Source organism: Butyricimonas muris (assembly GCF_046365375.1).
GTDB lineage: Bacteria > Bacteroidota > Bacteroidia > Bacteroidales > Marinifilaceae > Butyricimonas > Butyricimonas muris.
In genome coordinates, this window is sequence record NZ_JBKEIT010000009.1 from 117,548 (window position 1) to 129,904 (window position 12,357).

Here is a 12,357-nt window from a genome sequence, read left to right on the forward strand (position 1 = left end):
ATACTCCTATGGCTGTGTTTTAGTTGGGCGCACGGGAAAACCGTCTGTAGCATAGTAATTATTACACGGCCAAATATGGGGAGAATAGGTACTACCATCTACAGTAGTACCGCCTTGCGAGAATTCAAAATGTTTGACATTATACCGGAATCCAGCATCAGCACTATTTACAGGTACATCATAAGGAGAGGCTTGCGAATGCCATATCTGACCATTAACACCATAAGTGTGTAATAAGGCATTATCATCCCAATCTCTATATCCATTCAAAGGGAATCCTAAAGAAATCAATTTTGTTTTATTAGTATAGAATTCTATTATTCCATCTTTATAGTCCGGCTCCTTCATCATATTCTCCTCAATAACGGCATAGGAATTCGTACTAAAACTACCTGTTATGCCCTTGCCGTCCTCTGTAAAGCCGGTGAATTCATAGAGAGAACTTACATTATATCCTGCCGGACAAGGGTCATAGATTGTCTTAATAACCTTATCGTCTCCATCCCAATTACTATTGTCCCAAAGATTAAAATAAATATTATCTTGAGGTCTATAAGGCTGAGTAGTACTATTGTTGTTTATACGAGGACAATTCTGCCATTTGTCTGGGTTTTTGATAAGGTCAGCTGTCACCTTATACGATTCCTTTCTATCACTATCGCTTGCATACATTAATGACGGAGCAGAATTTTTCATATTGCCACCGGCGTCATACCATGTCTTGGTTGTCTTATCTGCATTGCCACCGGCGATGAATGGGTCTTTACGCCCCCATTGGAAATAAGGATTATTTCCACAAGGGATAGCTACGTGAGGCTCTTGGATGATTTTCACGGTCATCGATAGACCTTCTTGTCCTGCTTGGCTAATAAGCTGTGTAAACCTTACCTCACACTCGTGCCTGTCATAATACCGGATAGGCTTGCCTCCGGAACACCATCCGAGATTAACAGGCATTATTTCAAACTCCTGCTCCTGCGGTTTAGTCCATTGGTCAAACTCTCGGTATGGACGGCTGAGCACTACATTTTTTTCAGAAAAATCAATCGCCGTGACCCAAATATGCCAGCTCCACATGATTGTATTTTTCGAATCTTTAAGTGCTATCACAGCATTGCCTTCCTTGATGTTTCCAATTGAGAATCGGACACCTCCTATTCCACTACATGCACCTGGTTCATATCTTACGTCTGTAATCAGATTTAACTCATCCTGCCATACCAGCGATGCCGAAACGTTAGTTTCGCCGGTATCTTCCAAAATATAGGGACTTCTAATCTCGTCACCCTTATAATTCTTAAATTTTTTAAGATAATGTGCAGAATATCCAGGCAGCTCTGTCCCTTTAAAGGTGTAGGCATCGGAATTTACAACATCATTAGTAATGGCATTACCATATACTAGGGGAAATTCGTATGTTCCTTTTGCATCCACAATATAGCAATTGGCAGTATTTCTCTTACCGTCTTTCATCGATAGGTCACCGCCTTTGTTAGCGTTCACCGAAAGCATCGAATCCAGCTTCACAGACGTATAAGGGTTATTATACTTAATCTTCAATTTATACACACCATTCCCTTCATGTGTAGTGGTGAAACCGCCAAGCCAATCCGGACATGTTTCGGTAAATTCATCGCTACCGGCATCCTTGTACTCGATTTTATATTCCACCGGATCATGATTCTCCCAACTATCCGCCTGGTACATAAAACTCGTTACTGTAATGAAATTGTCTCCCATGAAAGTGTTTCCATAATTTGGCATGGTATTGTTGTAGGTTGGCACAAAATATTTGCCTCGGTAATCAACTGTTTCAGGATGAGTTACCCAAAGACGGGTCACATAGTCAATGCGCCAGTCAGGCTCATCGGCGAATCCGTTGAAATGCAGCGTCAGTTTATAATGGCAGTTGCGCTTGGCGTTATAATCCTGCACAACGTTTTGTCCAAGCATGAAGCGATAGGTAATGTTACACATTCCCGGTCGCTCTGGATTTGTAGACTCGTAATAGGCATCCACCTCAATATAGGTGGCGTATGGTTTTTGCCTGTATTGATACAAGGTATCAAGAATACCATCGTTGTTGTTGTCAATCTGTTGTTTATTAGGTCCGGTTCCCTGCATATTCTCGTAGAAGAAAAGTGAACTAGGGTTATTCTCAGAGTGAGCGTTAGGATCCATCACCCATGACATTGTTCCGTTTTCACCCGTTTCCTGTACTCTCGGGTAGCAAGGCGTGTCTTTTGTGATGAGCGCGGGATAGCTCGCATCATAACTCGCAGATTCGCTGTACACTACCTCTTCTCCTGTTGGAATAAGATTCTCGTCACTCTTGGCGGTGTTATCGTTACCGAGACTACATGACTTAGGTATATTTTTTATACGTAACTCTTTGAGATAAATCGAAACACCCTCTTTCAGGCTTGAACCGTCAAATGCCACGGTCACTTTGGAAGCGGCACGGCGTACCCACGCCTGTAGTTTCTCGCTCTGCTTGTTAATAGTCAATACAGGCGCTTCGTTACTTTGGGCATCCGAGAAGAAATGACCGAACATCTGGTTATTGGCACCTATATCATCTTTGTTCCATATTAAAGAAATATTTTTTAATCCCGCTATCGTTTTAATAACGTCATTATATCCGGATAAGTCCCCCATGTTGGCTACCGCGTAGATATAATACTTCCCGTAAGGTACAGTCAAACGGAAGGTGGCACACGGTGTTTCGGATTCTGCCAATGGCAACGTCTTGTCTTCCCCTCCGATTGATTCCGTTCTATTCTCGTCTTTTCTCTTAATATTTGTAATAGTATAATTCTCAACCGGATATTTATTTACCAAATTTCCATCTTCATTATATAGCAACACGCACAGGCTCTTGATTGCCTTTATGGCATCCCCCGCAGAACGCGAGTTCCCATTCAGAGTGGGGGTAAGAGGTTTAAACTTCACTGTTCCACTAATCACGCATTCTCCTTCGCCTACTCTTTCATCATCAATATACAAATCGTCCTTGCAAGAAAACGTGCCGATAAACAGCAGGCACAAGAGGGTATATATGGTTATCTTACATTTCATATCTGTTGCGATTTCTCGAATTCGTTCGTTTTTTCTTTAGGGTCGTCCAACCCGAATTTCGGATCCAGTACTACACCCCAGTACGGTTCCACATCTACTTGCCACTCGAGGGCGTTAAACACGATATTTACCTTCACGTGCGTGTTACGGAAGAGCGAACCGAGGCGTGGCAATGTGGAAGTATAAACTGCTGTCGTTTTGTTTCCATCCAATAATTCTTCTTCCGTGCGAATGGTCACTTTGTATTCCTGTAGCTTCAAAGCGTTATCTCCGCTTTTCACGCTCTTGCTCTCCGGCAAATAAATAGCGGCGGAAGCTACCTCGGGAAGTGTTTCGTCCGTCTTTGCCGGTAGCACCAGCGGGGAGGAAAGCAACCCGTGAGAAACATGCGTCGTTCCCATCGGCACCTCATAGTCCGTCAACCACTCGTAGTGGTCCGTTTCCGTTTTTCCCGTTTCTATTACCATCCAATCTATCCAATTCTTGTCCGTGGCGTTGGATGCCCCTTCGTCGAAGGGCAATTCTTTATAATTGTCCACGCTTGTACTATCGACCACCCAACAGTGCCCCCCGGCATTCTTGTTCACGTGAGGCATCAGGTACATTTGGTCGGTTATCAGGTTCTCGACCTCAATGCCGGTCACGGAAATCTTTCTCCGCGAACGGTTTTCAAAATTGAACGAGAATTTGGTGGCAGCCCGCACCACGTACAGCGTGTATCCTAATACGTATTCATCGTTTGTGATATTTTCCTTATCCGGTACCGTGATATCATACACAGCGGTCATGGGTATGCCGTCATCGCCGGGCTTGTAAGCGGGTTTGAAGACATACGCCTCCACCGGCGCTTTGCCGGATTCATTCGGGAGAAATGCCTGGTTAGTGAAATCAAACGGCTTTCCACCCGTATCCTTCAAGTTCCCGTGGTTGGCAATCAGGTAAATTCTCTTCTGGCGACCGGCTTCCACCTTGAAGGTGTGCCCGTCTGTCAACGGAATTCCGGTTGAAGCTCCTTTTACCAAGCGGTTGTGTTCCACCTCCCACTTGCCGTCATCCCCCGGTTCTTTCGACACAATCACGACCAGCAACTGCCTGATCTTCTCGTCAGCGCCCTCTTCACCCTCACCCGCGCGGGAAAAACCTCCTGCCACGTCAGTGTGGAAAGTGAGGAACACGCTGTTATCCTTTTCTTCTCCCTCTTCGCGAGACAGTTTAAAGGAATCCTTGTTGCACGAGGTGAATCCCAGCAAGCTGCAAAGCAGGAAAACTATGCTGATGATATGTCGATGCTTCAGTTTCATAAAAAAAACAGTTTTCTCTTTCTTGTATCACATTTTTCCGTCCATCACCATTCCACGTCATTGATACGTACCACCCAATCGTTTACCACGATGCGTGTGTTCAACCAAATATCGTTACTCCTCAAGAAGAAAAACAGCGTCCAACGGCTTTCGCGGTCCAAGTATTCCTGATCGCCCATCTTGTAACGCTCGCCGCGAAGCAACAACAGGTAGCGCTTCAGCGGAAAATCTATCACAGTCTTCCCGGTCTCGTGGTTTTTCACCAGAAGGCGCGGGTTGTTCTTCATCATCAACCGCGAGGTACTCAGTTCAGCGTACGCCACGTCCACGGGTTGGGGCACCACCTCGTCGGGCCCCACGATAGCGACTCCCGTCTGTGCCTGTCCCTTCGCCCAGGGAATGTAGGTTACGGTTTCCCCCTCGGGGAACAAAACGGCATCGTGTATCAGATCGTTGTCATACCCGAACAGGATGTTGTCATCGATAATCTCGAAGTCAAAGTCGTCAGCGTTGACCGTTCCCCCGTTCTCTTGTTGCAGCACGACGCGTATGCTGTTGGTGTTCTTCCTCATCTCCACCGTTCCCTCGTTGTAAAGGTCGGCGGTCCCGAGGGTAAGTTCTCCCCAGAACATATCGTGCAGCTCGCGCCGCTCAGGCACGGTGAGGCAGTCGGCATCCAGCATGACTTTCAGGTCAGTCCGCTTGCTGCCCACCACGGGAGTCTCCACCGGCGAGAAAGAACTCTGTTCGCACGCCATTCCCCCGTATGCCGCGAAATGATAATTTCCCTCCTCGAGCTCCAGCACCATCCGGTAATTCTCGTCCTGTAGTTCCGCCCCGGTCACCACCCGCGTGTCCACGAGGTTGTCGTCCTCGTCATAGATATAGAGTGTCAGACAGTCCACCTGCTTGTGAAATGCATTGGCATACTCCATGTTGTACTCGTAGACGAAGCGTAACGATACACCGTGCGGGCACGGGTCAAGGTCTTCATTGATGAGTTTGCACGACGAAAAAGCAAGCCCCATGGATGCGACACTTAATGCCGCACCCACGAGTCTTGATATAATATTTCGTTTGCTACTTCGCATGGGTATCCTCTTAGAATTCAATATTATTCACGCGAACTACCCAAGGCAACACCTCGATAGAGAGTTTAAAATAGATCTTACCTTCTTCGTCCGGTTTATCAGGATCTTCCGGGTCAGGATCATTCTCCGAGATGCGAGGATGCCCCAGCCGACTAATATCAGTAACAGCCAATTTATACACGTTATTGCGTACTACACCAAATTCCATGGCCCCCATGGTGGTTGCATTATTGTTATCGTTATGACGATTCCAATAGTAGTAATAACAATAGTACCCCTTAGCTATTACCTGCCCCTTTGCATCCACTTCCTTGCTAGACTGGTAAATAGTAAACTCAACACCCTCGCTAGTTGCAATTCTTTTGAATTCCTCACGAGCGTCTTTATCTTTATCTTCCTCTGAAAGCCCAGAATCATCTACATTCTCAGCATCCTGCCATTTTGCCCACCAGAAATCGGGACTATTCACGTCAGTACTATAAACAGGTGCTGCGCCTTCGGCTGCCGCTTTCGGCTGCTTATCCTCCTCCTCACTAACCGTGCCGAATACAGCATTATAGAACGCCGGATATGACTCTTTATTATCGATGGCAACAGCACGTACTTCTTTCCAAGTTAGATACAAATTACCACTATGAGCGTATAAAATCGGGTCTTCATTAGGATTCCCAGTAAGTACATCGCCTGCATTATTTATAGTGTTATACAATTCCCCATATTTTTCGGAACCTCTTAATGCATCCGGGACAACCATTTTACCTTTAAACACAATACCCGTAGAGATACCATGTTTTTGATTGGCAACATCAGTCGGAATGGTATTCTCTGTTACATAACGCCAGATTTTATAGCCTATTTTATCAGTAGCATTCCAACCGTCATCGGTATCATCTAAACCGTCAAGCACATCTGAAATTTCTGATGTGTACCATTGCCCGCGTGCATTCTCATTAATAGTCCACATATTAGTAAGTGTAGTATCACCCAAACAGAAATTGAAATGGCTAGCATATACTTTTCCTTTCTTTTCCAAAGTTCCAGTTTTAAAGGTCGGATCAGTATCTACCACGTAATTGGAAAGCGTTTCAACTCCGCAATAAGCGAAGTTATTAGTATTAGTTTCAGGGAAACCGGGTACTTTATCCGAACCGTCATTTGACACGCGACGAAGATAATAGAACTCCTTACTCATATTTACCAAAGCCATTTTCGTTAATTCTATTTGAATAAGAGTTTTATCCTCATTATTATCTTTATATGTCACCACATCATAGGTACAGGGCGATGTTGAGGCTAAAGGACTTCCGTCTTTGAAATCGAAACGAGCCACGGCACGTTCCACATCGATGGATCCTACCTCAATATTATTTGTTTTACCATTATCAATCTCGGAGCTACTTCCCAGATAATTAGGTCCGGTTAGATCGAATGCTTTTTCTGCCGTATTATGGTTATCCCATCCGGACAACGTTTTGGGTATTTCCTTTTCGATATCATTCGATTTGGCGGTAGCCATCAAAAAGCCTTGCTTGTGGTCTGAACCACCCCAAACAGCACCCCCATCTTGTTCAGTCGTAGTAGGAAATACACCTTTGTCACTCTCTATAACTTTTCCCGTTTCATCAATCCACTCTGCACCACTGCTCAAGCCCTTAAGTTTAGTCTGTAACCGTAGTGTGGGATTACAGAACACGTACACGTTAATTTTCTCTTTGCCGGACTTTAATGTACCATTTCCATCACCATTATCAGTATTAGTATAATACTGTGACAATTTCGATTTTTCAATAGATTGAACCGTCTTGATTTTGCCGTCACTCGGAGTAGCAAATCCGTTTTGTGTACCGCAAGCGATGAATTTATTCGTCCCTTTTTCAGCCAGTACCAGCAGAACGGTATTCACGACATTTTCATGATCCTTACCGATTTCAGTACCGCTTGTACTCGTCCCATAGTCACCATTAGTACCAGTATTGGTAATACTTCTCCCCCCCATTCCTCCTGCCACGGGCAATTGCACCGTCACGTTCATGTAAACGGCGTCTTTTGGGCCATTCTGATCCCCCTCTGGGTCGTCGCCTGTCAGGGCATCATGACTGCAACCAACAAACGCCAAAGCAAGTGCAGTTGCAAAAAACTGAAATAATTTTCTTTTTTTCATAATATGGTTATTTAAAATTTATTTGATTATTCTTCGTATTTAATTATTCAGTGAATCTTCTTTCCTTCAATTCTTTCAAGGTAGCGGCAGCCTTCTCGAGTCCCATTTCCCGGGCTTTTTCCAGGAATGTCACCGCTCTCTTGTAATCCTTCTCGCGTATGGCGAGAGCACCCCTCGCGTAGACGGCTTCCGCCGAATCGCCCGCCTTCTCGAGATAACGGTGGGCTGCCTCGTGGTCACCGTGGCGCATGGCGGCATTCGCGGCGTTCAGGTTGGCAACCGCGTCGTCCGGGAACATCCGCACCGCCGTTTCAAACACGTCGGTAAACTCCGGCGAACCCGGTTCGTACATCCTCGCCACGAGGTAGAACTCGTTCAGGCTCAAGTTCTGTGGTCGTTCCGCCAATATACGTTTGATCTCTTCCACATCGCTGTAGCGGCGTATATTGTAATCAATGCGGTAATCCGTGTGACGCAATGCCGGGTAACAATACTGCAACAGGAAACGATATTCTTCCGGGTAGGTGCGTTTGATTTTTGCCTCCTTCGCATCCGGCTCCATGTCACTGTCAATCATCCCTAGAATCTCCGCGCGATGATTGATATTGGAATTCTCCACGTACCGCCGCAATCCTTCCCAATCCTCCGGCTCGTGTTCCGTGATTATAATGTCATCGGCAAAATCATACAATTTCCGAATATGCTCCTTGAGCGACCGGGTACGCCCTATCGCCAAGTCCCGGTTGTGCGCGTACGGACTTTCGGGCGAAGCGTACCCCTTGAGCCACACCGACACGATGGTCACATCCTTGTCCCCCCGCACCGAATCGATGCTTGCCTCGATCTTACCCAACTCCTCCGTGTTGCGACGGTAGTCGGGGTAAATCTCCGTTTTGTCTACCGGGAAGTCGATAAATGCCGAACCCGACAGCGAACGGCTTTTCATCATTTCGGCTTCCGGGCGCACGAACACCAGTTCCGGGAAGAAGGCCTCGTCGTGCCTTCCCAGCGGACCGTCGTATTCCGCCACGATCTCATGGCAACATCCCCAGTCGCCACGATGCAGCTTGAGCGTCGCCCCGTCCATCCACTCCTCGTACAGGACGGAGCGGTTGTAATCAATACCATCCGGCTTCCCGGATGCCCGAAACACCATTTCACTCTCACCCGAAATCATGCTCACGCCATTTCTCACGTAATAATAATACCGCCTGCGCCCGTAAATTCCCACCGATGGCAGGTCGAGCGAATCCGTCCCGTTGACCAAACGAGGCGTGAGCAACACGGCACGATTCGATTCCACCTCGAGTCCAGTCAAGTCCATCTCCATCTCCACCGAGAGGTATTTGCCGTTCCGTTCCATCTTGAAACGGCTAACGGAAACACCAGGCGTGATATTTTTCACCTCCTGCGCCACAGCCCCCGGCAAACATCCCAACCCCAGCAGGGTTGCCACTATGAATATCATCCTTTTCATCTTTATCGCACTTTAAAACAAGTAAACTAAATTGATCGCCACTTTAGTGGGACCCACGTAATGATGCGACTTATCCCTCGCTATTTTCTCCCCGCACACGGCGCACGGGAACTTGTCATAGCGAGTGTAGGAATAGCCGAAACCAAACTCTGCTTCCAGGTTCCAATGCCGCCCCAGTATCCAGGCATAACCATAAGCTACCCCCAACCCGGCAAACCAACCTTGATAGCGAACTCCCTGCAACTTCCGCGCATCGGTGCCCAAGAAATGAAGGCGCCCATTGAATCCTCCCATGTTATACTGCCCACCGTGCATGTGAGCTCCAAGAAAATGACCGGCGAAACGGTCGCAGAACCAGTACCGCACCTCGGGCTGCAAGAGCCAGTGCCTCCATCTCCTGTCATGTGACAATGTCCAGGCATTGAATTGCCCCGTGACGTCAACAGTCCAACGCGGTGCCACCCCCACCTCCACACCTAGGTTGGGAGAGAAGATAACATCCGAAACCAGATTGGTCTTAACCGCCACCTTCTGAGCCTTGACGCCCGAGAACAGCGCCAGCAGGACCACCGTGATAATTAATTTAAGTTTCATGTCCATTATCTGTTACAATACATTTGTTTTATCATTCCCTTCACAAGGGACTCACACCTGTTTCCCGCACGAGAAGTAGCCACATGTAAACGATATAGTGGAGTATTTTCTTCTCCTCGCTCATGGCAAAACTGTTACAATAAACATATCTCATATCCAAAAAAGATCGTTTATTAACATGGCAAAAAGGAGTACTCGTAAGTATTTACTAAAAAAACTAAATATCTAGTTGCGAGGAACAAAAATTATTATTTGAAAGATTTGCGATAAATAAAAATGCTGTATCTTTGTAACGCAATAAACGATCGTTTATTGATATGAACGAAAATTATCTTAAGTATTCTATCCATAAAATTGTAATCGCTTAATTCTGAGAAATAAAAAAATGCACGAGGAGGATTTGCGGTAAATAAAAATACTGTATATTTATATCACAATAAACGATCAATAAATAAAATTATAAAACCGGAAAATCGCCAACATCTTCCCCTATTCCCGAAACTTATTAAGCACAAAAAACTATCCAAGGGCAGGTGACACGCACCGGACCTACCGGCAATGGAATATCGCAGGACTGAATCTCGTGTATTACCCGAGCCTCACCCGAACCGTTTCCCTACCCACACTTAGCCTTTCCCCACCTCCATAAACACAGTAGAATTAAATCATAAACACACCATCAACGGTGATTTACGTTCATGCTACGTCCATGCTTCGAAGATGCTACGTCCATGGTGGCGAGCATCGGTAATGCAAGCATTAACAAAGGGGTAAGCAAGACACAAGAGATAATTTACAAAATATATTTTTGTTTCTCCGAAAATATTCCGTAATTTGTGACGAATTTTAACCCATACTTATTGATATATGGTAAACAAAGTCATTCTAATCGGAAATGTCGGGGGAGATCCCGAAGTAAGATACCTCGACGGAGGTGTAGCCGTGGCTCGTTTCAGCCTTGCCACATCGGAGGTGTACAATAACAAAAACGGGGAACGCGTGACGCAAACCGAATGGCACAATATCGTTCTTTGGCGTAGACTTGCCCAAACCGCGGAACAATACGTGAAAAAAGGCATGATGCTGTACGTGGAGGGACGCATCAGAACCCGTTCATGGGACGACCAGAACGGCGTGAAGCGTTACACGACGGAAATCTACGGTGACAACTTCCAGATGTTATCCCGCAAGCAAGACGGCAACGACCGTTCGCAAGACACCCCCATGCCACCGGCACCGGATTTGAGCGCGGGAAGTGACGATAGTGACGATCTACCGTTTTAATTTTTACGCCTATTCTTTCGGCGATTTAAGTTTAACCAATTATTCTAATTTTGGACGCAGATTATATTCCCCTCGCGGGACAGGTTTTCACGGGTGCCTTCACCCTTATTGATTTAGTTTTTTGCATCTTATTATTGTTCTTATTATTGTGCTCTGCGCTGGTTTCCGGATCGGAAGTGGCGTTCTTTTCGCTCTCCCCCTCGCAATTAAAATATCTGGAAGACAAGGGCTACCACAAAGCACTCAAATTGCACGAGAAAGCGGACAGACTGCTCGCAACGATATTAATATCCAACAATTTCGTCAACGTGGCTATCGTGGTGATTTCCACCTATCTGGTCAATTCCTTATTTGACTTCTCGGCATACCCGGTACTTGGTTTCGTCATTCAAGTCATCGTGGTCACTTTTGTGATTTTGCTGGTCGGGGAAATCATCCCGAAACTATACGCCAACCGTTCGCACCTCAACATGGTCATTTTCATGGCAGGCCCGCTGACATTCCTGTCCCACGTGTTCCGTCCCCTATCCACCTTGTTGATAGGTTCGACCTCGATTATCCGGAAACGCATGGATAAAAAAGACGGAATCTCTATTGACCAGCTTTCCAAGGCTCTCGAGTTAACACAAGATACTTCAATCAACGAGGAAAAGGACATTCTCGAGGGAATTGTCCGTTTCGGCAATATTGACGCGATAGATATCATCTGTCCCCGCATCAACGTGATTGCCATCGACTCGCAATCCACGTACAGGCAAGTGAAAGAAATCATATCGGAACACGGCTACTCCCGTATGCCTGTTTACGAGGAAAATCTGGATAATATCATCGGTATCCTCTACGTCAAAGATTTATTGCAACATTTGGATGAAACCGACGAGTTCAAATGGCAGACGTTGATACGTCCGGCATACTTCGTGCCCGAAACCAAAAAAATCAACGACTTGCTGGAAGAATTTCAAGTAAAGAAAGTCCATCTGGCTATCGTCGTGGATGAATACGGCGGTACTTCCGGTATTGTCACCATGGAAGACATCATCGAAGAGATTGTCGGCGATATCAACGACGAGTACGACGAGCAAGAGATTGCCTATACCCGGGACAAAAACGGGGCTTACGTGTTCGAGGCTTCCACCCTCTTGAACGACTTCTACAAAATCACGGATATTGATGAAGACACGTTCCGGGAAGTGGAAGGCGATGCGGACACGCTCGCCGGATTGATACTTGAATTGAAAGGCGAATTACCTCAAAAAAATGAAATAATCACTTACAAGGAACATCAATTCAAAGTCCTTGAGGTTGACAACCGCCGCATCAAGAAGATACAATATTCTAGTTTATAAGGTTCATAAAGTTTATAAAGTTCAT

The 12,357-nt window shown here is 46.0% G+C and carries 8 protein-coding genes; 2 read left to right on the top strand and 6 right to left on the bottom strand.

Features of this window, described 5'->3' with window-relative positions:
- Positions 1–6: 6 nt before the first annotated feature.
- The 6 genes from ACK8P8_RS15195 to ACK8P8_RS15220 are packed head-to-tail and all read right to left on the bottom strand — an operon-like array spanning position 7 to position 9,702.
- Positions 7–3,078 carry a DUF4906 domain-containing protein gene (locus ACK8P8_RS15195; protein ID WP_186977799.1) on the bottom strand — a complete coding sequence of 1,024 codons (3,072 nt, stop codon included), beginning with the start codon at positions 3,076–3,078 and terminating at the stop codon, positions 7–9.
- A complete protein-coding gene (locus tag ACK8P8_RS15200) occupies positions 3,075–4,379 on the bottom strand; it encodes a hypothetical protein (RefSeq protein ID WP_186977801.1) in 1,305 nt (434 codons plus the stop codon). Before ACK8P8_RS15200 ends, ACK8P8_RS15195 begins: the two co-directional genes overlap by 4 nt.
- A gap of 44 nt (positions 4,380–4,423) precedes the next feature.
- The gene (locus ACK8P8_RS15205; protein ID WP_186977803.1) at positions 4,424–5,470 is read right to left on the bottom strand and encodes a FimB/Mfa2 family fimbrial subunit; all 1,047 of its coding nucleotides are present in this window, start codon (positions 5,468–5,470) and stop codon (positions 4,424–4,426) included.
- A gap of 10 nt (positions 5,471–5,480) precedes the next feature.
- Positions 5,481–7,631, bottom strand: a complete 2,151-nt coding sequence (locus tag ACK8P8_RS15210; protein ID WP_186977805.1) for an Mfa1 family fimbria major subunit — start codon at positions 7,629–7,631, stop codon at positions 5,481–5,483.
- Positions 7,632–7,674: 43 nt separating this feature from the next.
- Positions 7,675–9,108 (bottom strand): DUF3868 domain-containing protein, encoded by a 1,434-nt coding sequence (locus ACK8P8_RS15215; RefSeq protein WP_186977807.1) that lies wholly within the window; start codon positions 9,106–9,108, stop codon positions 7,675–7,677.
- 12 nt (positions 9,109–9,120) lie between these two features.
- Positions 9,121–9,702, bottom strand: coding sequence for a DUF3575 domain-containing protein (locus tag ACK8P8_RS15220; protein WP_186977808.1), 582 nt, complete (start codon positions 9,700–9,702; stop codon positions 9,121–9,123).
- 867 nt (positions 9,703–10,569) lie between these two features.
- Here ACK8P8_RS15220 and ACK8P8_RS15225 point away from each other — a divergent pair.
- The gene (locus tag ACK8P8_RS15225; RefSeq protein WP_186977809.1) at positions 10,570–10,986 is read left to right on the top strand and encodes a single-stranded DNA-binding protein; all 417 of its coding nucleotides are present in this window, start codon (positions 10,570–10,572) and stop codon (positions 10,984–10,986) included.
- A gap of 50 nt (positions 10,987–11,036) precedes the next feature.
- Positions 11,037–12,332, top strand: a complete 1,296-nt coding sequence (gldE, locus tag ACK8P8_RS15230; protein ID WP_186977810.1) for a gliding motility-associated protein GldE — start codon at positions 11,037–11,039, stop codon at positions 12,330–12,332.
- Positions 12,333–12,357: the final 25 nt, after the last annotated feature.